This is a genomic window from Streptosporangium sp. 'caverna', from assembly GCF_003203775.1.
Classification (GTDB): domain Bacteria; phylum Actinomycetota; class Actinomycetes; order Streptosporangiales; family Streptosporangiaceae; genus Streptosporangium; species Streptosporangium subroseum.
This window is the reverse complement of sequence record NZ_CP029711.1, coordinates 5546129-5570369: the sequence shown is the minus strand read 5'-3', so window position 1 is coordinate 5570369 and position 24241 is coordinate 5546129. Positions and strand designations below refer to the sequence as shown.

Below are 24241 nucleotides of genomic sequence, written 5' to 3'. Positions count from 1 at the left end.
CACCGGCGTAGAAAGAGGTCTTGGACGCCGCAGCGGTCCCGGAGGGAGGGTGGATCTACGGCGAAACCCTCGCCGACCAGCGGAAAGGACCAAAGAGGATGAAGGTCTTCATCACGGGCGGCTCCGGATACATCGGCCGCTCCACCATCCGGGCACTGATCCGGAGGGGAATCGAGGTGAGCGCCCTGGCGCGCGGCGAGCACGCCGCGCGGACCGTGTCGGAACTCGGGGCGACCCCGGTACGGGGAGATCTGACGGACGTCGAAGTGCTGACCCGAGCGGCCCGGCAGGCCGACGGGGTGATCCACCTGGGCCAGGCCTACAGCGACGACACCGCCGCGGTCGACCGCGCCGCGGCCGACGCGCTGCAGGAGGGCGCCGGCGACCGGCCGTACGTGCACACCGGCGGGGTGTGGGTGTACGGCGACACCGATGGCGTCGTCGACGAGGACGCGCCGTTGAGCCCGCCGCCGATCACCGCGTGGCGGCTGGAGAACGAGAAGCGCGTGCTCGCCCGGGCAGCCACCGGAGGGCGCCCCGTGGTGGTGATGCCGGGCCTGGTCTACGGCCGCTCCGGCGGGCTGGCGCAGACGTTCTTCGTCGAGCCGGGGCGCGCCGCGGGCGCGGTCCCCTGCATCGGAGAGGGCGCCAACCACTGGGCGCTGGTCCATGTCGACGACGTCGCCGAGCTGTACGCGCTGGCGCTGAACGCCCCGGCCGGGTCCGTCTACGCCGGCGTCGGCGACCAGAACCTGCCGCTGGCGGACATCACCCGGGCACTCAGCCACGCGGCCGGCCACCCGGGAAAGGTCCGGCACCTCACGCCGGAGCAGGCCCGCGAGCAGATGGGCCCGATCGCCGAGGCCTTCGCGCTCGACCAGCGGCTCACCGGCGCCCGCGCCCGGCAGCAGCTCGGCTGGACGCCGACCCATCTCGACGCCCTGGCCGAACTCGCCCAGGGCTGAACAGAACCGGCGATTGTGACCTGGCGCCTGTTGCCTTGACGCCGGTGACAAGGTTCTACCGTGTCTGCGATGAGCGATCGGCGCGTGAGGAGGCCCCGGCGTGGCCGCGGTGCCGGCCACGCCGGCCGGCGACCGAGCGGCCGTCGCATCGGCCGACCGGAGGAATGACGATGAAGTTCGCTGTCAGCTACAACCCCGCCTTCTACGGCGTCGATCCCGACAGGATCATGACCTACGCCCGGCACGCCGAGGACTCCGGCTTCGAGTCGCTGTACCTGCCGGAGCACGTCGTGCTGTATCCCGGTGCCAGGTTCGGAGCCTTTGAGCTCCCGCCGTCGCTGCCCTACCTCGATCCGCTCGACTGCCTGAGCTTCGTCGCCGCGGCCACGGAGCGGATTCTGCTCGGGACGGGCGTGCTGCTCCTGCCGTACCACCATCCGGTGATCCTTGCCAAGCGCCTGGCGACCATCGACGTGCTGTCCAAGGGGCGGATGCGGCTGCTGACCGTGGGGATCGGCACCCTGCCGGGGGAGGCCCGGGCGGTGGGGGTCGACTTCGGCACCCGCGGCCGTCGTACCGACGAGGCCATCGACGTGATGCGGCTGCTCTGGGCCGGTGGCGAAGACGGCGTCAGCTTCGCCGGGGAGTTCTTCGCCTTCGAGGACCTGTGCAGTTTTCCCAAGCCCCTCGGGGTCACCCACCTGCCGATCCACATCGGCGGATCGAGCCGGGCGGCGGCACGCCGGGCCGGGCTACGCGGCGACGGCTACTTTCCCGGCGGCGCGCTCGATCCGGACGAGCGCGCCGCCCAGATGGATCTCGCCCGGTCGGCCGCCGTCGAGGCCGGCCGCAGCCCGGAAACGCTGGAGTACACGCGGTGGGGGTCGATCGACATGACCGCCGAACAGGTCGGGGCGTTCGCCGCGCAGGGCGTGACGCGCCTCGTCGTGAGCCCTGCCACCGCCGACCCGGACCGGCAACGCGATGAGCTGTCCGCGTTCGCCCAGCGATTCGCGCTCCCCGAGTCCGTGTCCCCGCCGCGGGCCGAAGCGCTCGAATCCTGATCGAACGGCACATCGCACCGGCGTTCAGTGGCGAGCGCCGACCATCCGAAGGCGTTCGACGCTCCGGGCGCCCTGCTCGTGCTGGGAACCGCCGTGGGTTTCGTCGCGAGGGCCGGCGACAAGGTGGTTACGGGGTCTCCGGGTGTGAGCGTTCGTCGAGAAGCTGTGCCAGCCATTCCTGGCTGGCGCGCGCCACGCGCGCGGGGACGCCGAGGTCGTCGAGAAGGTCGCCCGCGGCGGCCATCTCGTCGGCTCGCCGCCGGGCGTGCAGCAGGCTGCCCCGTTCGAGGCGGTCGACCGTCTGCGCGGTGGCGTTCTGGAGTTCCGCGCGGATGTTGTCCCTGAGCCAGTCTTCGCAGCCGGCCGCGCGGCCCGCGCGCAGCGCCTCGACGACCGCGGCCGCGAGGCCCTTGTAGAAGACGCTGCGGACGAGTTTGCGTGCCGCGGCCGTACCGGCGGGGCCCGCCAGGACGTCGACCGTCGCGCCGAGCCCGGTGAACGTCTCGGCGTACCGGTGCGCGCCGGGACCGCAGGCCAGCATGGGCGTGCGCAGCCCGTTGCCGGGCACCGGCGACATGAGCGCGACGTCGGCGAATATGACTCCGGCCTCCGACGCCATGACCGCGAGCCGTTGTTTGAGGGTCGCCGACGCCGTGTTCAGGTCGGCGTAGGCGTCGCCGCGGCCCATGCCGGGCAGCGCCTCGCGCAGGGTCTCCTCGGCGTCGTGCGCACTGGTGAGGGCGATGACCAGGTCGGCGCCCCGGCTGGCGTCCGCGTCGTCGGCGCACTGGAGGATGTGTCCGGCGGCGGGAACCTCGGGGTCGAACCCCCGGACGGTCGCACCCGCCGAGAGCAGGCCGGCGGCGATCTCCGACCCGGCCTCGCCGAGGCCGAGCACCGCGATGACCGGTGGGGCGGCGGTCACGGCTGCGCCACGGCGGCGGAGAGCGCCCGAAATGCCTCGATGACGCTCTGCAGGTGAGCGTGCATCGCCGCCTCGGCGGCCGAGGGGTCCTTCGCGATGACGGCCTCGACGATGGCCTCGTGCTGCGGAAGCGAGACCGACGGTCGGCCGGGGACCAGTGAGAGCGAGAACTGGTGCCTGACGGTCTGGTCACGGAGCTGGCGGAGCAGCCGCGCGGAGGTCTCGTGGGCCGCGATGTCGCGGATCGCGCCATGCAGTTGTCTGTTCAGATCGCTGTACCGGAGGAGCTCCGACCGGCTGACGGCGGCTCGCATGTCCCGGGTGATCTGCTTGAGCGCCGCCGCTTCGGCTTTTGTGACGCGCTCCGCCGCGCGCGCGGCCTCGAAGCCTTCGAGCATCCTGCGGACCTCGGTGATCTCGATCACTTCGGCGAAGGTGATCTCCCGCACGCGGGCGCCGCGGTTCGGCTGAAACTCGACGAGCCCGTGTGACGCGAGATCCTGCAGCGCGTTCCGGATCTCGAACCTCGAGGAGCCGAACCTCTCGCACAGTTCGGCCTCGATCAGCCGCTGCCGCGGAGCGTAGTCACCGCGCAGGATCGCGCCGCGAATCGCCTCCTGGACCGCCGCTCTGTCGTCGCCGCTTGGCATCCTGGGACCTTTCCCTTTGAGGGCGCGGAAGTGCCCGTTCACGCCGGAGCGAGAGACACACCTACAGGCCGGCAACTCTGTCAGCAATAATGTTAACAACCTGCCGAGGGCCGGGTATGGCCCTCGCCATGCCGGCGGGAGACGCTCGCTGCGAGTGGTCGCCTGCTACCGGACCGGCGGGGTCCCGTGAGTGTGGAAGGAGCTGATCGTCTTCAGCCCCCAGGCCTGCCCCTTGGCCCGCTCGGCCTCGCTCCAGGTGACCGTCTCCCAGTCGGGAGCGAAGATCAGCCGGGACATGGGGTTGCAGAGCTCGATCCGGTTGCCGCCGGGCTCGTACAGGTAGAGGAAGAACGTCTGCTGGATGGCGTGCTTGTGGGGGCCGGTCTCGATGAACACGCCGCGATCCACCGCAATGTCCGCCGCGCGCAGGATGTCCTCGCGAGTGTCGGTGGCGAACGCGATGTGGTGCAGTCGCCCGGACGAGGACGTCCAGTCGTTGGTCCAGACGAGATCGTAGGACTTCTGGGCGAAGTGCACCCACTGGGCGGAGATCGTGCCGTCGTCGAGCATGATCTGCTCGGTGACCCGTCCTCCCAGGCAGTCGCAGGCGAAGCTGCCGTTGGCCTCGGCGTTCGCCGCGAGATAGTTGACGTGGTCGAGCCTGCGGACGCTGAACGCGCGGGCCGGGTAGGCCTGCGCCTGGTTCTTCAGGGCCGGGCGGAGCTCGGCGGGCGGCCGGTACCGCTCGCTCTCCCAGTACAGCTCGTACTCGTGACCGTCCGGGTCGCGGAAGAGGTAGGTGGGTCCGATTCCGGGTTCGCCGTCGATCCATCCGACGCCCATGCCCGCCTTCTCGACGGCCTCGACCCGCCGCGCCAGCGCTTCGGCGCTTGAGGCGCGCAGCCCCGTCCGCCGGATTCCCGAGGTGCTGGAGGCCGTGAGTTTCAGGCTGTGGTGTTCGTAGTCGTCCCAGGTGCGGAGATAGACCGAGTCGCCGCTCCTGCCGTTCTCGGTCAGGCCGAGGTAGTCGGTGAAGAAGCGGAGGCTCTCGTCGGGTTTCGGAGTCAGGAGCTCGACGTGGCCCAGGTGCGCGATGTCATGCAGGAGAGGGGGCATTGCTTACTCCGGTGGGGTCGGATGACTCGCCGATGGATACACGGTGCCGTCGAACAGTTTCCGTGCCGTTCTGATCACGCCGGCGCTCAGCACCGCCGGCGGGCTGCTCGCCGTGTCGAGTTCGAGGTCGATGAGCAGGTGCCCCGTCGGGTGCTCGACGTCGATCACGCTCCCGGAGAGTTCCGCGAGCTCCGCGCCGACGCCGCCGGGGAGGAGAAGGGCGGAGGCCGCGCTGAGGGCCCCGAGAACTCCGATCGCGGTGTGCGGGTGTGACGGGATGAACGTCCGGGTGCAGATCGTCCCGCCATCCCGGGGAGAAGCGACCAGGGTCGTCTTCGGTACGGTCATGCCGGCGACGTCGCCCAGTCCCATGAGCCTGCCCGCGGCGAGGCGGAGCCTCTCGACGCGCTCGCGGAGCGACGCGTCGGCGGCGAGATCTTCGTGGCTCTCGTAACCGGTGATCCCGAGGTCGGCGGCGCGGGCCACGACGACGGGCATGCCGTTGTCGACGCAGGTCACCTCGGTGCCGTCGATCACGTCGACGGCACGCCCGGTGGGCAGGAGGCTGCCGGTGGCCGATCCGGCGGTGTCGGAGAAACGCAGGGTGATCGGGGACGCGGTGCCGGGCGCTCCCGCGATGTGGGTGTCGCCGCGGTAGCGGACGACTCCGGCGGGTGTGGCGAACGTGGCGGTCACGACGCTGCCGGAGTTCACCATGCGGACGCGCACGGCGGTGGTCTCCCGGCCGGCGGGCACCAGGCCCCGCTCGACCACGAAGGGGCCGACCCCGGCGAGTACGTTGCCGCAGTTCTGCAGGTCCGTGACGGTGGCCCGCTCGACTCCCAGCTGCAGGAACAGGTAGTCGACATCGGCCGCGTCGTCCTTCGACGGCGACACCACCGCCACCTTGGAGGCCAGTGAGTGCGCGCCGCCGATCCCGTCGATCTGCAGGGGATGCCCGCTGCCCATGATGCGAAGGAGCAGGTCGTCGCGTTCGCGTGGATCACGCGGAAGGTCCCGTGCCAGGAAGTAGGCGGCCTTGGACGTGCCGCCGCGGAGCAGCGCGCACGGCACGCCCGCCTCGTCCTCGGGGCCCCGGACCTGGGCGTCGCCGCTCACGAACGGCATGCCCGCCTCGTCCTCGGGGCCCCGAGCCTGGGCGCTAGCGCTCATGAGCGGCGCGATCCGCGTGGCTGACGTACTCGACGCCGAGGTCGGCCAGCGTCGCCCGGAGGCCGTAGCGGTCCAGGCCGAGGTCGCCTCGCTGGAACGCGGCCCGCGAGGCCTCCTCCTTGGCGGCCCGGGCGCGCGCCGCGACCAGAGTTTCGGGCACCAGGGCTCGCGGTACGACGACCACGCCGTCGTCATCGGCCAGAACGGCGTCGCCGGGCCGGATGAGTTGCCCGCCGATGCCGATGGGGACGTTGACCGAGCCCGCGGTGGCCTTCACGGTGCCCTGCGCCGACACCGCCGAGGAGAAGACCGGAAACCGCATGGCGTGAAGCTCGGCGACATCGCGGACTCCGCCCGTCGTGACCAGGCCGCGCACGCCCCGGTGCCGTAGCGCGGTGGCGAACAGCTCCCCGAAGGAGCCGTCCGAGGAGGGGGAGGTCGTCGTCACGACCAGCAGATCGCCCGGCCGGCACTGCTCCACCGCCGCGTGGATCATCAGGTTGTCGCCGGGCCAGCACACGACGGTCACCGCCGTCCCGCCGACGCGGGAGCCGAGGTGGACCGGCCTGATCTGCGGTCCGAGGTATCCGGTGCGGCCCATGGCCTCGTGGACGGTCGCGACGCCGAACGCCGCGAGGGCGTCCACGTCGGACAGCTCCGCCCGCGGGCAGTCGGTGACTATCACGTTCCTCATTTGAGCACCCCGGTCACCTGCGGGTAGAGGCGCATGTACGCCTCGGCCATCACCGAGTGGGGGAGTCCGAGGTTCGGACCGGCGTTGCGCCGGAGCTGGGTCCCTCGACGTCTGGCGAGATCGGTGTAGTAGTCCCACATGTGCTCCTGCGCACCGAGGCACTCCATCGCTCTGCGCTTGACCTCGAACACGTCGGTGATGTCGAGCAGGACCTGCGGCTTGAAGTCGCACTGCTCGGGCTGGTGGGGCTCGAAGAAGAACACCGGCGGAGCGCCGAGAGGGTCGCCGGGCGCGTCGTAGCCGATGGCCTGGGCCAGGACGCGGGCCTCCAGCGCCATCCGTGCGGCCGCGGGATGATCCCCGTTGTAGGGATCGGCCAGAGGATGAGTGAGCACGACCGTCGGTTGCGCCCTGCGATAGACCCGGACGATCCGGTCCACGAGCTCGGCGCTCTCGCGCAGGGGGTAGTCGCCGGCGTCGAGAAACTCGATGTCGGCCCCGAGGACCTCCGCGGCCCTCGAAGCCTCCTCGCGGCGGAGCGCCTTGATCTCGTCCAGCTTCTTGCCCGCCAGCCATGCCTTCGCGGACTCACCGCGCTCCCCGAAGCTGAGACAGAGCACGAGGGAACGCTCGCCGCGCGCGGCGGCCAGAGCCAGTGCGCCGCCGGCACGCCAGACGAAGTCGCCGGCGTGCGCGCTGACGACCAGCAGGCTCTCAGTCCCTTGATCATAGGGCGTGGTCATCTACGGCCTCCGAAGGTAGGCGAAACAGCACCGCGAGCCTCGCGGAGCCGGGGAACGCCGCCACTCCGCAAGAGCTCGGGTACGGCGAACCGCACCCGGGGCTCGCCTGACGGAACCTAATTGGTTGTCCACAAGATTGTCAACGATTTGCGTGTCAGATTCAGACGGGAACGCCTCCTGTGGGGGTTGTTCCCTCGAAGGCGCGAGCCCGAGTGGAGTGGCAGGTTTCCGAGGATCGGGAGAGTTGCAGCACCCCCACCTGGTAGGGCTTCTAGTGCTCCTGGCCGCCATGGCGGGCTTCGGCGGCAGTCGTCCCGCGACCGACCGTGCCCGAAGGGCCGCCGGGCAATGCTCCTGGTGGGATTGTTAACAAAACACGGGAAGCCCTTGTGGACTCCCAGCCGGTTCGGCACCGCAACCGCTACGCGGGCTTGATGCTCACTGAACCGACGGTCACGTGACGGTCGAGCCGCCCCCGGCGATCACGATCGGCTGATCGCCGCTTCACCCGTACCGCTGCCGGACCCGGGCAGGGCCCGCGGTTGCCGATCTTCAGGGTGGGTGACGGCCTGCCGGCGCGAGTCCGATGCCGCGTCGATCACCTCGTCCAGGACATCGCGGGAGCGGACCAGGTCGGCCATCATCCGATCGATGCGCTCTCGTTCCTCGACGAGGTCGTTGACCAGGCGCGCGGTGGCGATCTCGGACGGACCGCCGTCCGCGTCCCGCATGCAGGGGAGCAGTTGCACGATCTTCTTGCTGTGCAGTCCGGCGGCGAAGAGCTCCTGGATGCGGATGACCCGGTCGACCGCGCCGTCGGGATAGTCGCGATGGCCGCCCAGGGTGCGCTCGGCCGTCAGCAGCCCCTGCTTCTCGTAGTAGCGCAGCGAACGCTCGCTCACTCCGGTGCGCTTGGCCAGCTCGCCGATCCGCATTCCCCACCTCGCATGCCAAAGCAGGACTTGAATCTGACATTGATGGTAACTCTTACCGTGCGGGCATGACGAGAACACCGGTTGCCTCCCGCCTTTTCGAAGCCGCCAACCTCGGCACGCTGCGCCTGCCCAACCGGCTGGTGATGGCGCCGATGAGCCGTAACCGCGCAGACGACGACGGCGTCCCGTCGCCGATCATGGCCACCTACTACGCGCAACGCGCCTCGGCAGGACTGATCATCGCCGAGGCCGCCACGCCGAACGCCGTAGGGCAGACCTACCCCAACATCCCCGCGATCTACAACCAGGCGCACGTGGCCGGATGGCGGCAGGTCACCGATGCCGTACGCGCCGCGGGCGGCCGGATATTCCTGCAACTGGAGCACGGTGGCCGGATCGGCCACCCCGACACCAGCGGGCTGATGCCGATCGCACCCTCACCGGTCCCGCTCCCGGACACGATCTTCACTTCGAGCGGGCACCTGGCCTCCGTGGTCCCCCGTGAGATGACCCTCGACGAGATCGGCTCCACCGTGGCCGACTTCGCCTCCGCCGCCCGCAACGCCATCGACGCGGGATTCGCCGGAGTGGAGGTGCACGCCGCCAATGGCTACCTCATCCAGCAGTTCCTGGCGCAGGGCACCAACCACCGCACCGACGCCTACGGCGGCTCCGTGGCCGGCCGCATCCGCTTCGCGCTCGAGGTGGTCCAGGCCGTCGGCGACGCCATCGGTCCCGAACGGGTGGGTCTGCGCATCGCCCCCGGCGTCACCGTCAACGGCATCCGCGAGGGCGACACCGGCAGCATCTACCCGGCGCTCCTCGGCGCCCTGGCCGACAAGGGCCTGGCCTACCTGCACGTCGTTTTCGCCGACCCGGACCAGCCTCTCTTCCACGACATCCGCAGGATCTGGCCGGGCACGCTGATCGCCAACCCGGTGCTGCCGTGGCCGGGACCGCTCCCCGCCGACGGCGGCAGGCGCGAGGGCGAGCGACTGCTGGCCGCGGGAGCCGACCTGGTGGCGCTCGGCCGTGCGTTCCTGGCGAATCCCGACCTGGTCGAACGGCTGCGCGCCGGTGCGCCGCTCAATCCGGTGCGAGACAGGGGGCTGATGTACGCGGGCGGAGAGATCGGCTACACCGACTACCCGGTGCTGGCCGCCGACCGCGACCGGGACCGGGCGCCCGAACCGGTCGCATGCTGACCAATCGGCCCTGGGACGCCGTATTCAACCGGGGCAACGCGGCGGTGGAGCCGTACTCCCGTGTCATGGGCTCCGGACCGGACGGCTCAGGCGTCCGCGAGCCGGGCATCGGCGGGGACGCCCAGCAGCGCCAGGCAGTTGCGCCACATCGCCTCGATCTGGCCGGGGTCGTTGAGCAGTTTCGCGAACAGCACCTGCCCCTCCAGCTGGGCCACGATGGATCGCGCGGCGGCGCGGGGGTCCACCGTGGGGGCGGTGTCGCCGCGCTCGCGTGCCTCGGCGACCACCTGCTCGATCAGGTCGATCTGCGCGTCGAAGATCTCCTGCAGCCGGTGCCGTATGTCCTCGGCCTGGTTGCTGAGCTCCAGGGCGAGGTTGCCGAACAGGCAGCCGACGACGGTGCCGTTGTCCTGTTGCCCGAGTCGCTGCACCGTCTCGGTCGCCTCGAACAGGTCCCGCAACCGGCGTAGCGGGGGACGGTCGCCGCCGAGCAGTTCGGTCCACTGCCGGCGCTGCTCGATCCAGTGCTCGTTGATGACGGTGAGCGCGAGGGCCTGCTTGGACTCGAAGAAGTGGTAGAAACTGCCCTTCGGCACGCCCGCCGTGGTGCAGATCTCCGCGACCCCCAGGGCGGTGTAACCGCGCCGCTCGATCAGCGTCTGCGCTGCGGTGAGGATCTTGTCTCGTGCGTCACTGGTGCGTCCCATGTTTGACAGTATACGACCAGTCGTCTAGCTTCCTAGTAGACCGGTCGTCTCGTTGATCGGCAGATCAAATCTCCTCACCTGAAAAGCCGGAAAAGGAAGTGGTAACCATGGGTACCGATCGGGGACAGAAAGTCGCTGTGATCACCGGAGCATCACAGGGCATCGGCGCGGGCCTGGTCGACGCGTTCCGCAAGCTCGGTTACGGGGTCGTCGCGACCTCGCGCTCGATCACGCCCTCCGCGGACGCGGACGTCGTGACCGTACAGGGCGACATCGCGGAGGCGGCCACGGCCGAACGCGTGGTCGCGGAGGCGCTGAGCCGCTTCGGCCGCATCGACACCCTGGTCAACAACGCCGGTGTCTTCGTCGCGAAGCCGTTCACGGACTACACCGACGACGAGTTCGCCACGCTGGTCGGCGTGAACCTCGCGGGATTCTTCCACATCACCCAGCGTGCGCTGCGCCCCATGCTCGACCAGGGGAGCGGCCACATCGTCAACATCACGACCAGTTTCGTCGACCACCCCAACTCCAACGTGCCCTCCGTGCTCGCCTCGCTGACCAAGGGCGGGCTGGCCGCCGCCACGACGTCGCTGGCCGTCGAGTACGCGACGCGGGGCGTGCGGGTGAACGCCGTCTCGCCCGGTGTCATCAAGACCCCGATGCACCCCGTCGAGACCCATGAGACGCTCGCCGGCCTGCACCCGGTCGGACGGATGGGCGAGACCGGTGACATCGTCGACGGTGTGGTCTATCTCGAGTCGGCGCCTTTTGTGACCGGCGAGATCCTGCACATCGACGGCGGCCAGAGCGCCGGCCACTGAACACGTCCACACGACCGGCACCTGAAAGGAGCAGACCGATGCCATTCGTCACGATTCAGATCACCCGCGAGGGAACCGAACCCGGCACGGACTCCGCCACCGCCGAGCAGAAGGCCGCGCTCATTCACGGCGTGAGCAAGCTGCTGCTCGACGTACTCGGCAAACCGATGGAATCCACGTTTGTGGTCATCGACGAGGTCGAGCTCGAGAACTGGGGCTGGGGCGGCCTGCCCGTCGAGCAGTTCCGTGCCCGGCAGCGCTCACGCCCCTCCGAATAAGAGGTCGGGGTACTCCCGATGGCCAAGCAGGCACGGGTCTTGGCGATCGTCGGCGGCTCCATCGCCCAGGCCGCCCATCCGCGCGGCCTCTGAGCGGATCCGGGCGCTTCCGGCCTCATGCGCCGAACGGTCACGCGTCAGGCAGGGAGCGCCCGGTGGCAGGGCGTCCGGGAGGATCGCCACTCCGCGGCCGGCCGAGAGGTAAGCCTCGATGAGGCCAAGCGCTCCCGGGAACGCCCCTCGACGCGCATCTCGCCGCCGCCGGATCCGTGCCACAGGGCCGGTGATGAAAGCCGGCTCCATGTCATGGGGCCCCTGATGTTAAGCCGCTGGAAAAGCTCGATGATCCGGCCGTCCGGAGTCCACGCCCGGCGTTCACGGCCGTCCTGACCCTCTGTCACATCTGGCGTCGAGCCAGTTCAGAAAGCTGTTTCCCAACCGTTGACGTGCCCGTAGCACGTATGTAACATTTGGCCAGCGCTGCGCAAAAATCTTGCAAATTAACATCGAATTTCTCGCTGTTCTCCGCAACTTCAGGGATGCATTGCGTCCGTGCATCTGCCCCTCCGCCGTGCAGGCGGAACACCCCCCCCTCATCGCTCCACCTGTCGTTCCAGACGAGAGATTGAGAACTGAATGAGAATGAAGCACGGACCGTTACGGCTGATCGCGACATTGTTCGCGGCCGGAGCACTTGTACTCGCGGGGTCGGTCGTACCGGCATCCGCAGCGGGCGGCCCCAACCTGGCGTCGGGTAAGACGGCCACGGTCAGTGGCGTCAGTGACGTCTACGGGGCCGGCAACCTCAACGACGGCAACGCCAACACCTACTGGGAGAGCACCAACAACGCCTTCCCGCAATGGGCCCAGATCGACCTCGGAACCGCCACCAGCATCGACCAGGTCGTTCTGAAGCTGCCGCCGGCGACGGCCTGGGCGACCAGGACGCAGACCCTGTCGGTGCTGACCGGCACGACGGCCAATCCGCCCGCGACCACGACCGTTCCGTCGGCGGGGTATGCCTTCAACCCGGCGAGCGGTAACACGGTGACGATCAACTTCACCGCGACCAGCGCCCGGTACGTGCGGATCAACGTCACCGGCAACACCGGCTGGCCGGCCGCCCAGATCTCCGAGTTCGAGGTCTACGGCACGAGCGGTCCCGTGGACACCGTCGCCCCGTCCGCGCCGTCGAACCTGGCCTACACCCAGCCGGCCAGCGGTCAGATCCGGCTGAGCTGGAGTGCCTCCACCGACAACACCGCGGTGACCGGGTATGACGTCTACGCCAACGGCGCGCTGCGCGGCAGTGTGGCGGGCAACGTGCTGACCTACACCGACACCCAGCCGGGTACCGCGACCGTGGCCTACTACGTGCGGGCCAAGGACGCCGCGGGCAACGCCTCGGGCAACAGCAACACGGTGACCCGTACCGGCACGCCGGGCGGGGACACCCAGAACCCATCGGCGCCGTCGAATCTGGCCTACACCCAGCCGGCCAGCGGTCAGATCCGGCTGAGCTGGAGTGCCTCCACCGACAACACCGCGGTGACCGGGTATGACGTCTACGCCAACAATGCGCTGCGCGGCAGCGTGGGCGCCGGCGTGCTGACCTACACCGACACCCAGCCCGACAGCGCCACGGTGGCCTACTTCGTGCGGGCGAAAGATGCCGCGGGCAACGTCTCGGCCAACAGCAACACGGTGACCCGTACCGGCACCGGTACCGGCGGTAGCAACCTGGCCATCGGCAAGACGCTGGTCGCGTCGTCGTCGATCTTCACCTTCGTGCCCGCGAACGCCAACGACAACAACGCGGCGACCTACTGGGAGGGCAACGGCCAGCCCAGCACGATCACCGCGCCGCTGGGCTCGAACGCCTCCATCAGCTCGATCGTGCTGAAGCTGAACCCCGACAGCTCGTGGGGCACCCGTACGCAGACCATCCAGGTTCTGGGCCGCGAGCAGAGCGCCACCGGCTACACCAACCTGGTGTCGGCGACGCCCTATGTCTTCAACCCCGCCTCCGGCAACACCGTGACCATCCCGGTCAGCGCCACGGTCGCCGACGTCCAGCTCAGGTTCACCACGAACACCGGCGCACCCGGTGGTCAGGTCGCGGAGTTCCAGGTCATCGGCGTCCCCGCCCCGAACCCCGACCTCACGGTCTCGGCTCTGACCTGGACCCCGGCCTCGCCGATCGAGACCAACGCGATCACGCTGTCGGCCACGGTCAGGAACCTCGGGACGGCGGCCTCCGCCGCGGACAGCGTCAACTTCTACATCGGCGGCACGCTGGCCGGCACCGTCGCGATCCCCGGTCTGGCCGTCAACGGCACCGCCACGGTGACCCAGAACATCGGCACCCGAGGCATGGGTACCTACGAGGTCAGCGCCAGGGTAGACGTGGACAACACGGTCTTCGAGCAGAACGAGGCCAACAACACCTTCACCGCGCCGTCGTCGCTGGTGGTCGCGCAGGCCCCCGGCCCTGACCTGCAGGTCCTCAGCGTCGCCTCCAACCCGCCGAACCCGGCGGTCGGAGCGGCGGTCACGTTCACCGTGGCGGTGAACAACCGCGGCATCACCGCGACGGGCGCGACCTCGGTCACCCGTGTGACGGTGGGCGGCACCACGCTCAACACCAACACCCCGTCGATCGCCGCGGGCGCGACGGTCAACGTGGTCATCAGCGGCAGCTGGACCGCGACCAGCGGCGGGGCCACCATCACGGCCACCGCCGATGCGACCAACGTCCTCGCCGAGACCAACGAGACCAACAACACGTTCTCGCAGGCGATCGTGGTCGGGCGCGGGGCAGCGGTTCCGTGGATCTCCTACGAGGCCGAAGCCGCCACCTACCAGGGCACCCTGCTCACGGCCGACCCGCTGCGCACCTTCGGGCATACCAACTTCGCCACCGAGTCCTCCGGCCGGCAGTCGGTGCGGCTGAACAGCACGGGGCAGTTCGTCGAGTTCACCTCGACCAGCCCCTCCAACTCGATTGTGGTGCGCAACTCCATCCCCGACGCCCCGGGCGGCGGCGGCATCGAGGCCACCGTCAGCCTGTACATCAACGGCACCTTCTCCCGGAAGCTGACCCTCTCGTCGCGCCACAGCTGGCTCTACGGGAACACCGACGGCCCGGAAGCACTGACCAACACCCCCCAGGCCGACGCCCGGCGGCTGTTCGACGAGTCGAACGCGCTGCTCTCGCAGACCTATCCGGCAGGCACGAAGTTCAAGCTGCAGCGCGACGCCACCGACACGGCCTCGTTCTACATCATCGACACGATCGACCTCGAGCAGGTGGCAGCCCCGGCGAGCCAGCCGGCCGGTTGCACCTCGATCACGACGTACGGCGCGGTGCCGAATGACGGGCTCGACGACACGGCCGCGATCCAGCGGGCGGTCACCGACGACCAGAACGGCGTCATCAGCTGCGTGTGGATCCCGGCGGGGCAGTGGCGCCAGGAGCAGAAGATCCTCACCGACGACCCGCTGAACCGGGGTCAGTTCAACCAGGTGGGCATCAGCAACGTCACGATCCGCGGCGCGGGCATGTGGCACTCCCAGCTGTACACCCTGACCGAGCCGCAGGACGTGGTGGGCGGCATCAACCACCCGCACGAGGGCAACTTCGGCTTCGACATCGACAGCAACACCCAGATCTCCGACATCGCCATCTTCGGCTCGGGACGTATCCGCGGCGGCGACGGCAATGACGAGGGCGGAGTGGGCCTGAACGGCCGGTTCGGCCCGAACACCAAGATCAGCAACGTGTGGATCGAGCACGCCAACGTGGGTGTCTGGGTCGGCCGTGACTACGACAACATCCCGGCCCTGTGGGGTCCCGGCGACGGGCTCGAGTTCAGCGGCATGCGCATCCGCAACACCTACGCCGACGGCATCAACTTCACCAACGGCACGCGCAACTCGAGGGTGTTCAACTCCTCCTTCCGCACCACCGGCGACGACGCCCTGGCGGTCTGGGCCAACCAGGCCGTGAAGGACCGGGTCGTCGACAACACGCACGACAACCACTTCGTCAACAACACCATCCAGCTGCCCTGGCGGGCGAACGGCATCGCCATCTACGGCGGTTACGACAACTCGATCGAGAACAACCTGATCTACGACACCATGAACTACCCGGCCATCATGCTGGCGACCGACCACAGCCCCCTGCCCTTCTCGGGGAGCACGTTGATCGCCAACAACGGGATCTACCGTGGTGGCGGTGTCTTCTGGAACGAGGATCAGGAGTTCGGCGCGATCACGTTGTTCCCGTCGAGCAGTGACATCACCGGTGTCACCATCCGCGACACCGACATCTCCGACTCGACCTACGACGGCATCCAGTTCAAGAACGGCGGCGGCAACATGCCGAACGTCGTGATCAGAAATGTGAAGATCGACAAGTCCAACAACGGGGCCGGCATCCTGGCCATGAGCGGCGCTCGCGGCAACGCGACGCTGACAAACGTGACCATAACCAACTCGGCCACCGGCAACATCGTGACCCAGCCGGGATCGGGTTTCGTGATCACGGCCAGTTAGCCCTTCCGGCACGAACGCTCACCTGAGGTTCGGCGCTCGAAGACGACCAGCCATGTGATGCGCTCCCGGTGGTTCTTCCACCGGGAGCGCATCCATGGCTGGTCTTTTTGATCCGGCCTGGTTCGCCCGGCGTCGCGACCGGGTCGGGCCGGGAGATCGCATCGTCACCCGCCCCCGGTGAAACCGAGGGAATCAGTAGCAGCCCCGCACCCGCCGTCTTCCGGTACAGGGGTCGTTGCCAGCGGGCCAGACGTAGATCACATCGTCACCAGGCTTCGGTGGCCCCGGCACTCACGGGACCTTGCCCCTGGAGCGGAAGGCCGCGGTCTTGACGCGGTTCTGGCAGGCGGTGCCGCAGAACCTCCGGGTGCCGTTGCGGGAGGCGTCCACGTAGACCCGGTCGCAGTGCGGCGCCGTACACACGCCGAGACGGTCGTGGTACTCGCTCCCCAGCACGATCGCGAGCCCGGTGGCGCAACTCGCCGCCCAGTCGCCGGCCACGGTGCCGCCGGGGCCGTGGAAGTGCAGGTGCCACGGCTCTCCGTCGTGCCGTTCGAGCATCGGCCGGGCGCGGGTCTCCTCAAGGAGGTCGTTGACCTGCGACGCGGCGGCGTCGATGTCTCCCGTGGTGATGGCGTCGAAGACCACGCGCAGCCGTGCCGCGATCCCGGCGAGCTCACCGGCCTCCACCTCGGTGACCTCCCGGTGGCTCGGGTAGCCGGTCCGCAGGCCCTCGGTGGCGGCGGCGGCGAGATCGCGCGGCGGCGGGAAGGAGCGGCCTCGTCTCTCCCCGGGGGTCAGCTCGTTGACCAGACCCGTCGCCACTCGGACGACCGCATCGGCGTGACTGTTGAAATCCACTTGACCAGTTACATCCTTAGGTCCTAGTTTGTGACTGTCACAAGCTTAAACGACAGTCACAAGGAGATGGTTGTGCTCACTCACGATGCCGCACTTGAGTGGATCACGCGCTGGGACCGCCAGCAGGAGGGTTACCTGCCCGACCGCGAGGAGCGCTTCACCGCGCTGATCGACGCCGTCGAAGCGATGGGCCGTCCCGATCCGCTGGTCATCGACCTCGGCTGCGGACCGGGCTCACTGTCCGCCCGTCTCCTGGAGCGGCTGCCCAAGGCGACAGTGATCTCGGTCGACGCCGACCCGCTGCTGCTCGGCCTCGGCCAGGCCGCCTACCCTCATGTCAGGTTCGTCTCCCTCGACCTGCGCACACCCGGGTGGACCGAGTCCCTGGGCCTGGAGCGGCCGGCCGACGTCGCGGTGAGCACCACCGCGCTGCACTGGATCTCCGGACCGGACCTCCAGAAGATGTACGCCGAGCTGGCGGCCACGCTGCGTCCGGGCGGACTCCTGCTCAACGGCGACCACATGGAGACCGACGACGTCACTCCGGCCGTCGCCCACCTCGAACGCGCCGTGCACAGCCGGGAGACCGAGCGCAGGTTCGCCGGCGACCGCCCCGAGGACTGGCGCCAGTGGTGGGACGCGGTCGCCGCCGATCCCGCCTTCGCCGAGCTCCACGCCGCGCGCACCACCGCGGGCGCCGACCATCACGGCTCGGAGTCCCCCCTGCTCTCCGCGCATGTCGACGCTCTCCGCGACGCCGGCTTCACCGAGATCGGCACCCTCTGGCAGCGCGGCAACAACCGCCTCCTCTGCGCCGTCCGCGGCTGACCTCGGGCTTTCCCGCGTCGCGCTGAGCGCGAGCAGCCCCCGCGGGCGGAACCGGCAGCGTCGACCGGCAGCCGAGAACGTTCGACCGCCGGCGGCCGAACCGGGAAACTCACCGTTCGCCACGGGGTCACGGTCACCGTCGCGATCAACGCCGAGCATGATGTGTTGTGGTGGCTCGGCAGCGGCGGACGGAGAGACGGCTGATGAGTGCGGACAGGGTAGCGGTGGTGACCGGAGCCGGGTCGGGGCTGGGGAGGGCGATCTCCCAGGCACTGGGCGGAGAAGGTTGGTCGGTCGTGCTGGCCGGGCGCCGGGAGGAGCCGCTCCGCCGGACGGCCGACTCCCTGACGGGCGGCGCCACGTCGGTGGTCGTGCCCACCGACGTCGGCAGGCCGGAGTCCGTCCAGGCGTTGTTCTCAGAAGTCGGCCGGCGGTTCGAACGCCTGGACCTGCTGGTGAACAACGCGGGCACCTTCGGCCCGTCCGCGTCGCCGGAGGACGTCTCCTACGAGGAATGGCGGTCCACCGTGGACGTCAATCTCACGGGGTCGTTCCTCTGCGCCCAGGCGGCGTTCCGGATGATGCGCGATCAGCGGCCCCAGGGCGGGCGGATCATCAACAACGGGTCGCTCTCGGCGCACACCCCGCGGCCGAACAGCATCGCCTACACGGCGACGAAACACGCGATCACCGGGCTGACGAAGTCGCTGTCCCTGGACGGCCGCCGATACGGCATCGCGTGCGGCCAGATCGACATCGGCAACGCCGCCACCGAGATGACCGCGGCGATGAGCGCGGGCGTGCGACAGGCCGACGGTTCGATCGCGGTCGAGCCGACCGTGGACGCCGACCATGTGGCGCGCGCCGTCCTCTATATGGCGGGCCTGCCGCTCGACGCCAACGTCCTGTCCATGACGGTCATGGCGACGGCGATGCCGTTCGTCGGCCGCGGCTAGGGCACGTCTCAAAGTCGTCGCGCAGCAGGGCAGATGGCTTTGAGGCGGGCCCTGGTCGCGCTTGAGTCAGATCAGGCCATCAGGCCCTGGTCGGTCCAGACGACGCCCTTGTTGCGGCACAGGCAGAAGGGGTGGCCGATCGGGTCGGTGTAGACCCGCCAGCCGTAGCCCTCGGGGCCGATGGAGTCCTGCTGCAGCGTCGCGCCGAGGTCGAGGATGCGGCGCTGCTCGGACTCGATCTCGTCCACTTCGAAGTCGAGGTGGAACTGCTTGGGGTGCTCGCCGTCGGGCCACTGCGGAGCGCGGTAGTCGTCCACCCGGATGAAGGCCAGCTCGACCTCGCCGAACTTGATGCCGGCCCAGTCCTCGTGGCTGCCTTCCTTGATCGGGCGCCCCGTCACCTCGGAGTAGAAGGCCGCCAGCTTCATCGTGTCCGGGCAGTCGATGATGAAATCGGTGAATTGCAGCATCCCGCGATCTTTCCACAAGATCAAGGAAGCCTAGGGGCTGCCCCAAAGTGAGGTCAGTGGCCAGTCGTTGATGATGGCGATGTGGAGGCTGACCTCATAGCGGACGGCGAGTCTGTCGTACCTGGTGGTGGCGCCGCGGTGGCGTTTGAGCCGGTTGATGCCGCATTCGATGGCATGACGGGCTCGGTAGTCCTCGGGGTTGAAGCGGGGGTGGACGTCCGCCGGCCGAGCCCCGGTTCTCGCGGTGGCGGATCTGGCTGGAGGGTTCGGGGATCGTCGCGAGGATGCCGCGGCTGCGCAGGTAAGCGCGGCTGGCGCGGGAGTGGTAGGCCTTGTCGGCCCGCCCCGGCTTCCGATCCGCACGGCGAGTTCGTGCGTCGGCCCGGATCGAGACGGTCGTACGGTCCAGCGTCCGGCGTCGCGATTGAAGCCGACCGCGCCATCAGGTACCCGACCGGGCTGAGGCCGACCCACCAGGCGAGGGCGATGACCGCGCTGTTGCCGACCTCGGTGCCCATCAGCAGGTTCCGAGCGTCTCGATGATCGGCGTGAAGGGCTGGTACTTGGCGAACCAGCACAGACCGATGGCGATGTTCTCCGGATACAACATGAGTTAAGGCTGTGATTCACCACAGGAGGGCTCATGATCCCGGTCGTGTTGTACGCGCCGCGAGGACCTCAAAGTCCTCATCGCCAGACCCTTCGACGACTCTGACGGCACCTACGGGTATCGGCGGGTCCATGCCGACCTGGCCGCCTGGGGCGTGCGCTGCGGGCCCGAGCTGGTGCGCTCCCTCATGCGCGAGCTGGGCTTGGAGCCCTGCCAGCCCAGGCCGTAGCGGTTCAGCCTCACCGAGAACGACGGCTGGCCGCACGATATCCCCGATCTGGTGCGGCGGGATTTCACCGCCGAGGCACCCGGTCAGAAGATGGTCGGCGACGTTACCTACATTCCGACATGGAGGACTGGATTTATTTGGCGACCGTCATCGACTGCTATACGAAATCCGTGGTGGGCTGGGCGCTCAGTGACAACTACAAGACCCCGCTCATCGACAAGGCGATTGATATGGATCCGGCACCAGCACCCTTCGGGTCCGGTGCTCGGGTCGGTGTCACCGGGGGCAAAGTGGAAGATCGCTTTGGACCTGTTCCTTATCCGTTATTCGGTCGTTGGGCTGCTGTGACGGGTGAAACCGGCGTAGTACTTTGCTCGCATGTCTTACTTAAGTGATGCAAGGTTGACCGCCGGCTTACGCCGGAAAGCCGTCAGGGTGGCCGTCACGGGGATCGTTGCCGGGTCGCCGATTTGCTTGAGTTCGTCGGTTGCGTACGCGTCGGACGGGGCGTCGCGGGCCAACGCGGTCGTTGTCTGGGACAGGAACGCCCAGACCGCCATGTGGGACGTCGCCCGGCAGCAGCCGCCGGAGCAGTCCCGTAGCGCTGCCATGGTGCACGGGGCCATTTACGACGCGGTGAACGCGATCGCGGGCACTCCGTACCAGCCGTATCTGACCGCGCCTCGCGTCAAGGGGGCCACGTCAATGGACGCGGCCGTGGCGAGCGCCGCCTACCGGGTGTTGCGCGCGCTGTTCCCCGATCAGCGGGAGAGGCTGACGACGCAGTACGACGAGGCACTGGCCGGGATTCCGGCCGGCGGTCCCAAGCAGCGTGGCATCGTGGTCGGCGATCAGGCCGCCTCGGCGATGATCGCGGCGCGGAAGAACGACGGGGCCTACGGCGACCAGACCTGGGCCGTGGGCACGGAGCCCGGTCAATGGCGGCCGACGCCTCCCGCCTTCGCATCGAGCAGCGCCTGGATCGCTCACCTCAAGCCGTTCCTCATCCCCAGCGGGTCCATGTTCCGCACCTCCGGCCCGCCGGCGCTCACCAGCAAGCGCTATGCCAAGGACATCAACGAGGTCAAGGAGATCGGCTCGAAGACCAACACGGTCAGGACCGAAGACCAGACGCAGGCCGCGATCTGGTGGCAGGACCGGAATGGGGGCGACTGGGAGATCAAGCGCCAGCTCGCGACGACGCAGCGGCTCAGCACACTCCAGGCGGCGCGGATGTACGCGATGGTGAATCTGTCCAAGGCCGATGCCACGATCGCCTGCAACAGCGAGAAGGCGGCCTGGCACTTCTGGCGGCCGATCACCGCGATCCGGGAGGCTGGCACCGACGGCAATCCGGACACGACGCCCGATTTCGGCTGGGAGCCCCTGCTCGACACGCCGCCGCATCCCGACTTCACCTCCGGGCACACCTGTTCCACCGGGGCGAGCATGTCGTCACTGACGCACTTCTTCGGCCGGGACGACCTGTCCTTCAGCGCGTTCAGCCCCGACGCGGGCGCCACCAGGTACTACCACAGCTTCTCGCAGGCGCTCGCCGAGGTCATCGAGGCCCGGGTGTGGGGTGGCATTCACACCCGCTCGGCTGATGTGCAGGGGGCGGAGATCGGCAAGCAGGTGAGCGCGTACATGGGGGCGCACTACTTCAAGCCCAGGACCTGAATTTTCGGCTGCGATGAAACCGGGTGAGGGCGCCGTGAAACCTGCGGCAGTTGGCGCTGCGGGAGGCCTTTCGGGTGCTGCGGTCTACAACTCCGGCCCGGTCGAAGGGCACGTCGACCGCATTAAAATGATCAAGAGGCAGATGTACGGCCGAGCCAACCCCGACCTCCTCCGCAAACGCACCCTGCTCGCCGACTGAGATGTCTCACGGACTTAGTGTCAGAGCCACGATTGGCGCGACGTCAGCAGTTAGCCCCGTTTTCCGCACGTGCCGCTTCGTCCCGAGCTTCCTTTTCAAAAGGACCCAAGCTTCCCCTTTTCCAGAAGGACCTAAGTCGAAGTGCGGCGGGGGATGCGGAGACGCGGGATAGCCGTGATGACGTGCGGAAAACGGCGCTAGTACGGCAGTCGTAGATCGTGACCTGACGCGGAGTCACCTGCTCCGCGCTGCAAGGGCTTTATGGTCGGCCACTTGATCGTGAGGTTAGAGGGGTGCTCCGCCGGGTCAGGTAAGCGTGGTGGGCAGACCGAACAGTCTGAAAAGGTCGGGGTCGAGGAATGAGGTGATCTCGGCGATCCGGTCATCGCGCAGGTCCAGCACCGCGATCGCCCACGCGTCATGCGGATGTGCGGGGTCGGTGCCGAGGTAGAACGCGATGGCCGCTTGGCCGTTCGCGCTGATCAACTGGTGTCGCCAGCTTGGGCAACGGGTCATGGGCACCTGCATGGCGAAATCGGAGACGGCATCGATGCCGTGGTACCAGTGTGGCAGGGGCGGCATCGACCAGGTGACGTCCTCGGTGAGTAGCGCGATCAGGGCCTCGGCGTCGCCGCGCTCCAACGCGCTGGCGAATCCGGTCGCCAGCGTCCGCGCTCCCGAGTCGCCGATGGAGCGCAGCGTCTGTTGCTGGGTGCGGTCGGGAAGCTTCTTCGCGAGGACGCGGCGGGCGCGGGCGAGCGCGGAGTTCACCGAGGTGGTGGAGGTATCCATCATGGCGGCGATCTCGGCCGCCGCGAACCCTAGGACGTCGAACAGCAGCAGCGCCGCCCGCTGGTTGCCCGGCAGATGCTGGCATGCGGCAACGAACGCCAGCTCAACCGCCTCGCGCTGCTCATAGCGGGCCTCCGGTCCCGCTGGGTCGTGCGAGAGACCGGCGTCGGGGTAGGGACCTAGCCAGGCAATGTCGGTGCGCGGAAGTTGGTCGAGCACAGCGTGCTCGCTGGACGGACCCAGGTCCACCGGCAGAGCCCGCTTACTGCGGGCGTCGACTACGTCCAGGCAGGCACGGGTGGCCACGGTGTACAGCCATGTGCGCAGGGGGCTGCGGCCCTCGAACCTGGCCAGCCCCCGCCAGGCGCGCACCAGCGCCTCCTGCACCGCGTCGTCGGCATCGTGAACCGAACCGAGCATCCGGTAGCAGTGGGCGTGCAGCTCCCGGCGCAACGGCGTCACCAGGCTCGTGAACGCGGCATCGTCGCCGTCCCGGGCGCGGGCCAGGACAGCGTCCTGAGCGCCCTGTCCACTCACCTCGACGGTGCCGCCTGCGAACAGTCCGGAAGAAATCTCGCCCATAAGCGACGATTCTGCCCCACGACAGCAGTCTCACCCATGAACACGTACGAACGACCGCACTTCACCGCGCCAAGGAGGCTGCTCATGAGCTCGACCGACCACCCGCACCGGCCCGCCTGGTTCGACATCTCCACCCCCGACGCCCCGCGCGCACGACGCTTCTACCAGGATCTATTCGGATGGCCGGTCAACGTCCTCGACGCGAACTATGCGCTCGTCGGCGACGACGACGGCCAGCCGTCGGGCGGGATCGGCCAGGCCAGCCCGGACAGTCCGTATACCGGACTCGTCGCCTACTTCCCGGTCGATGACGTCGATACCGCGCTCACCCGCGCCGAGCAGCTCGGAGCCACCTGCGTCCTTTCCCCGACCGACACGCCCGTCAGCCGCATCGCCGTGTTCACCGATCCCGACGGCAACCACGTCGGCCTGGTCAGCCGCTGACCGGACGCCCACCCGCCCGACTACCGCACAGGAGCATCACCCGTATGACACCGACTATCGACCGTCGACCCGCGACCGGCACCTGGTCGCTGATCCATGCCGAGCGGGCCGCCTTGGCCGCCGAACTCGCGGAGCTGACCGACCAGCGGTGGGCTACCCAGTCGCTGTGCGACCGGTTAACCGTCCGCGAGGTGCTCGCGCACATGACCGCGGGGGCCAGCCTCAACCCGGTGCGGTGGATGGCGGGCGTGATCCGCTGCCGTTTCGACTTCGACCGGCAGGTCGCTCTGCGGCTGGCCGAGCAGATGGGCGCCACCCCGGCCGAGACGCTCGCACGATTCCGTCGGGTGATCACCAGCACGACCAAGCCGCCCGTTCCGATCGTGGCGATGCTCGGTGAAACCATCGTGCATGGAGAGGACATCCGTCGGCCGCTCGGCATCGAGCGCGACTACCCCGTCACCACCTTGACCGCAGTGGCCGACTACTACCAGGGCTCTGATCTGCCCGTCCTCACCAAAAGGCGCGTCCGTGGCCTGCGACTGACGGCCACCGACGGCCCCTTCACCGCCGGTGTCGGGCCACGGGTGTCCGGCACCACCCTGGCACTGATCATGGCCATGACCGGCCGCGCGCCCTACTACGATGAACTCGACGGAGACGGAGTCGCCATCCTGCGCGAGCGCCAAGAATAGGCGCGACCGTGAACAAGCTCGCCTCGGCTAGCTAGTACGGCAGTCGTAGGTCGTGA

The 24241-nt window shown here is 68.7% G+C and carries 23 protein-coding genes and 1 pseudogene; 13 read left to right on the top strand and 11 right to left on the bottom strand.

The window, feature by feature from the left end:
• Window positions 1–98 precede the first annotated feature (98 nt).
• Both DKM19_RS24675 and DKM19_RS24670 read left to right on the top strand, forming a co-directional pair.
• The gene (locus DKM19_RS24675; protein ID WP_110698778.1) at window positions 99–965 is read left to right on the top strand and encodes an NAD-dependent epimerase/dehydratase family protein; all 867 of its coding nucleotides are present in this window, start codon (window positions 99–101) and stop codon (window positions 963–965) included.
• A gap of 170 nt (window positions 966–1135) precedes the next feature.
• A complete protein-coding gene (locus DKM19_RS24670; protein WP_110698776.1) occupies window positions 1136–2029 on the top strand; it encodes a TIGR03619 family F420-dependent LLM class oxidoreductase in 894 nt (297 codons plus the stop codon).
• A 127-nt stretch (window positions 2030–2156) separates the two neighbouring features.
• Here the strand turns inward: DKM19_RS24670 and DKM19_RS24665 are convergent, their stop codons facing one another.
• The 7 genes from DKM19_RS24665 to DKM19_RS24635 form a co-directional block, all read right to left on the bottom strand.
• Window positions 2157–2954, bottom strand: coding sequence for an NAD(P)-dependent oxidoreductase (locus tag DKM19_RS24665; protein ID WP_110698774.1), 798 nt, complete (start codon window positions 2952–2954; stop codon window positions 2157–2159).
• On the bottom strand, window positions 2951–3604 hold the full coding sequence (locus tag DKM19_RS24660) for a GntR family transcriptional regulator (RefSeq protein ID WP_110698772.1): 654 nt from the start codon (window positions 3602–3604) through the stop codon (window positions 2951–2953). Before DKM19_RS24660 ends, DKM19_RS24665 begins: the two co-directional genes overlap by 4 nt.
• A 165-nt stretch (window positions 3605–3769) precedes the next feature.
• Window positions 3770–4720 (bottom strand): VOC family protein, encoded by a 951-nt coding sequence (locus tag DKM19_RS24655; RefSeq protein ID WP_110698770.1) that lies wholly within the window; start codon window positions 4718–4720, stop codon window positions 3770–3772.
• A 3-nt stretch (window positions 4721–4723) separates the two neighbouring features.
• Window positions 4724–5893 carry a 4-oxalomesaconate tautomerase gene (locus DKM19_RS24650; RefSeq protein ID WP_239514410.1) on the bottom strand — a complete coding sequence of 390 codons (1170 nt, stop codon included), beginning with the start codon at window positions 5891–5893 and terminating at the stop codon, window positions 4724–4726.
• The gene (locus DKM19_RS24645) at window positions 5883–6587 is read right to left on the bottom strand and encodes a 4-carboxy-4-hydroxy-2-oxoadipate aldolase/oxaloacetate decarboxylase (RefSeq protein ID WP_110698766.1); all 705 of its coding nucleotides are present in this window, start codon (window positions 6585–6587) and stop codon (window positions 5883–5885) included. The genes DKM19_RS24650 and DKM19_RS24645 overlap by 11 nt, the downstream gene beginning before the upstream one ends.
• On the bottom strand, window positions 6584–7330 hold the full coding sequence (locus tag DKM19_RS24640; protein WP_110698764.1) for a PIG-L deacetylase family protein: 747 nt from the start codon (window positions 7328–7330) through the stop codon (window positions 6584–6586). Before DKM19_RS24640 ends, DKM19_RS24645 begins: the two co-directional genes overlap by 4 nt.
• Before the next feature lie 482 nt (window positions 7331–7812).
• Window positions 7813–8265: a MerR family transcriptional regulator gene (locus DKM19_RS24635; RefSeq protein WP_110698762.1), complete on the bottom strand. Its 453-nt coding sequence runs from the start codon at window positions 8263–8265 to the stop codon at window positions 7813–7815.
• A gap of 65 nt (window positions 8266–8330) precedes the next feature.
• On the opposite strand from DKM19_RS24635, the gene DKM19_RS24630 reads away from it, so the two are divergent.
• The gene (locus DKM19_RS24630; protein WP_110698760.1) at window positions 8331–9470 is read left to right on the top strand and encodes an alkene reductase; all 1140 of its coding nucleotides are present in this window, start codon (window positions 8331–8333) and stop codon (window positions 9468–9470) included.
• A gap of 86 nt (window positions 9471–9556) precedes the next feature.
• Here the strand turns inward: DKM19_RS24630 and DKM19_RS24625 are convergent, their stop codons facing one another.
• On the bottom strand, window positions 9557–10177 hold the full coding sequence (locus DKM19_RS24625; protein ID WP_110698758.1) for a TetR/AcrR family transcriptional regulator: 621 nt from the start codon (window positions 10175–10177) through the stop codon (window positions 9557–9559).
• Window positions 10178–10284: 107 nt separating this feature from the next.
• On the opposite strand from DKM19_RS24625, the gene DKM19_RS24620 reads away from it, so the two are divergent.
• From DKM19_RS24620 to DKM19_RS24610, 3 genes are all read left to right on the top strand, one after another.
• A complete protein-coding gene (locus tag DKM19_RS24620) occupies window positions 10285–11001 on the top strand; it encodes an SDR family NAD(P)-dependent oxidoreductase (RefSeq protein ID WP_110698756.1) in 717 nt (238 codons plus the stop codon).
• A gap of 38 nt (window positions 11002–11039) precedes the next feature.
• Window positions 11040–11279 carry a 4-oxalocrotonate tautomerase family protein gene (locus DKM19_RS24615; RefSeq protein WP_110698754.1) on the top strand — a complete coding sequence of 80 codons (240 nt, stop codon included), beginning with the start codon at window positions 11040–11042 and terminating at the stop codon, window positions 11277–11279.
• A gap of 636 nt (window positions 11280–11915) precedes the next feature.
• On the top strand, window positions 11916–15839 hold the full coding sequence (locus DKM19_RS24610; RefSeq protein WP_110698752.1) for a CARDB domain-containing protein: 3924 nt from the start codon (window positions 11916–11918) through the stop codon (window positions 15837–15839).
• 291 nt (window positions 15840–16130) lie between these two features.
• On the opposite strand, the gene DKM19_RS24605 is transcribed toward DKM19_RS24610, so the two are convergent.
• A complete protein-coding gene (locus DKM19_RS24605) occupies window positions 16131–16700 on the bottom strand; it encodes a CGNR zinc finger domain-containing protein (RefSeq protein WP_110698750.1) in 570 nt (189 codons plus the stop codon).
• A 72-nt stretch (window positions 16701–16772) separates the two neighbouring features.
• On the opposite strand from DKM19_RS24605, the gene DKM19_RS24600 reads away from it, so the two are divergent.
• Together DKM19_RS24600 and DKM19_RS24595 are read left to right on the top strand one after the other, a co-directional pair.
• Entirely contained in the window at window positions 16773–17528 is a 756-nt protein-coding gene (locus tag DKM19_RS24600; RefSeq protein ID WP_110698748.1) for a trans-aconitate 2-methyltransferase, read from the top strand.
• 203 nt (window positions 17529–17731) lie between these two features.
• A complete protein-coding gene (locus DKM19_RS24595) occupies window positions 17732–18484 on the top strand; it encodes an SDR family oxidoreductase (protein WP_110698746.1) in 753 nt (250 codons plus the stop codon).
• Between the two features lie 71 nt (window positions 18485–18555).
• Here the strand turns inward: DKM19_RS24595 and DKM19_RS24590 are convergent, their stop codons facing one another.
• Window positions 18556–18954: a VOC family protein gene (locus DKM19_RS24590; protein ID WP_110698744.1), complete on the bottom strand. Its 399-nt coding sequence runs from the start codon at window positions 18952–18954 to the stop codon at window positions 18556–18558.
• 680 nt (window positions 18955–19634) lie between these two features.
• Between DKM19_RS24590 and DKM19_RS53060 the strand changes: the two are divergent.
• The 3 genes and pseudogenes from DKM19_RS53060 to DKM19_RS24570 all read left to right on the top strand — a co-directional run.
• Window positions 19635–19793: pseudogene (locus tag DKM19_RS53060) on the top strand (IS3 family transposase); the annotation flags it as partial.
• Window positions 19794–19912: 119 nt separating this feature from the next.
• Window positions 19913–20188: a hypothetical protein gene (locus DKM19_RS49710; protein WP_162641713.1), complete on the top strand. Its 276-nt coding sequence runs from the start codon at window positions 19913–19915 to the stop codon at window positions 20186–20188.
• A 79-nt stretch (window positions 20189–20267) separates the two neighbouring features.
• Entirely contained in the window at window positions 20268–21473 is a 1206-nt protein-coding gene (locus tag DKM19_RS24570; RefSeq protein WP_204358993.1) for a vanadium-dependent haloperoxidase, read from the top strand.
• A gap of 505 nt (window positions 21474–21978) precedes the next feature.
• On the opposite strand, the gene DKM19_RS24565 is transcribed toward DKM19_RS24570, so the two are convergent.
• Window positions 21979–23046, bottom strand: a complete 1068-nt coding sequence (locus DKM19_RS24565; protein WP_110698741.1) for a sigma-70 family RNA polymerase sigma factor — start codon at window positions 23044–23046, stop codon at window positions 21979–21981.
• Between the two features lie 84 nt (window positions 23047–23130).
• Between DKM19_RS24565 and DKM19_RS24560 the strand changes: the two genes are divergently transcribed.
• Both DKM19_RS24560 and DKM19_RS24555 read left to right on the top strand, forming a co-directional pair.
• The gene (locus tag DKM19_RS24560) at window positions 23131–23490 is read left to right on the top strand and encodes a VOC family protein (protein ID WP_110698739.1); all 360 of its coding nucleotides are present in this window, start codon (window positions 23131–23133) and stop codon (window positions 23488–23490) included.
• Between the two features lie 44 nt (window positions 23491–23534).
• Entirely contained in the window at window positions 23535–24185 is a 651-nt protein-coding gene (locus DKM19_RS24555; protein ID WP_110698737.1) for a maleylpyruvate isomerase family mycothiol-dependent enzyme, read from the top strand.
• Window positions 24186–24241 lie beyond the last annotated feature (56 nt).

Bases quoted from the DNA above. Each gene is read 5' to 3' on its own strand.
- DKM19_RS24565 (WP_110698741.1), bottom strand. From the start codon at position 23,046: ATGGGCGAGATTTCTTCCGGACTGTTCGCAGGCGGCACCGTCGAGGTG.
- DKM19_RS24670 (WP_110698776.1), top strand. From the start codon at position 1,136: ATGAAGTTCGCTGTCAGCTACAACCCCGCCTTCTACGGCGTCGATCCC.
- DKM19_RS49710 (WP_162641713.1), top strand. From the start codon at position 19,913: ATGGAGGACTGGATTTATTTGGCGACCGTCATCGACTGCTATACGAAA.
- DKM19_RS24630 (WP_110698760.1), top strand. From the start codon at position 8,331: ATGACGAGAACACCGGTTGCCTCCCGCCTTTTCGAAGCCGCCAACCTC.
- DKM19_RS24615 (WP_110698754.1), top strand. From the start codon at position 11,040: ATGCCATTCGTCACGATTCAGATCACCCGCGAGGGAACCGAACCCGGC.
- DKM19_RS24560 (WP_110698739.1), top strand. From the start codon at position 23,131: ATGAGCTCGACCGACCACCCGCACCGGCCCGCCTGGTTCGACATCTCC.
- DKM19_RS24640 (WP_110698764.1), bottom strand. From the start codon at position 7,330: ATGACCACGCCCTATGATCAAGGGACTGAGAGCCTGCTGGTCGTCAGC.
- DKM19_RS24655 (WP_110698770.1), bottom strand. From the start codon at position 4,720: ATGCCCCCTCTCCTGCATGACATCGCGCACCTGGGCCACGTCGAGCTC.
- DKM19_RS24675 (WP_110698778.1), top strand. From the start codon at position 99: ATGAAGGTCTTCATCACGGGCGGCTCCGGATACATCGGCCGCTCCACC.
- DKM19_RS24660 (WP_110698772.1), bottom strand. From the start codon at position 3,604: ATGCCAAGCGGCGACGACAGAGCGGCGGTCCAGGAGGCGATTCGCGGC.
- DKM19_RS24650 (WP_239514410.1), bottom strand. From the start codon at position 5,893: ATGAGCGCTAGCGCCCAGGCTCGGGGCCCCGAGGACGAGGCGGGCATG.
- DKM19_RS24590 (WP_110698744.1), bottom strand. From the start codon at position 18,954: ATGCTGCAATTCACCGATTTCATCATCGACTGCCCGGACACGATGAAG.
- DKM19_RS24620 (WP_110698756.1), top strand. From the start codon at position 10,285: ATGGGTACCGATCGGGGACAGAAAGTCGCTGTGATCACCGGAGCATCA.
- DKM19_RS24625 (WP_110698758.1), bottom strand. From the start codon at position 10,177: ATGGGACGCACCAGTGACGCACGAGACAAGATCCTCACCGCAGCGCAG.
- DKM19_RS24635 (WP_110698762.1), bottom strand. From the start codon at position 8,265: ATGCGGATCGGCGAGCTGGCCAAGCGCACCGGAGTGAGCGAGCGTTCG.
- DKM19_RS24555 (WP_110698737.1), top strand. From the start codon at position 23,535: ATGACACCGACTATCGACCGTCGACCCGCGACCGGCACCTGGTCGCTG.
- DKM19_RS24610 (WP_110698752.1), top strand. From the start codon at position 11,916: ATGAGAATGAAGCACGGACCGTTACGGCTGATCGCGACATTGTTCGCG.
- DKM19_RS24595 (WP_110698746.1), top strand. From the start codon at position 17,732: ATGAGTGCGGACAGGGTAGCGGTGGTGACCGGAGCCGGGTCGGGGCTG.
- DKM19_RS24645 (WP_110698766.1), bottom strand. From the start codon at position 6,587: ATGAGGAACGTGATAGTCACCGACTGCCCGCGGGCGGAGCTGTCCGAC.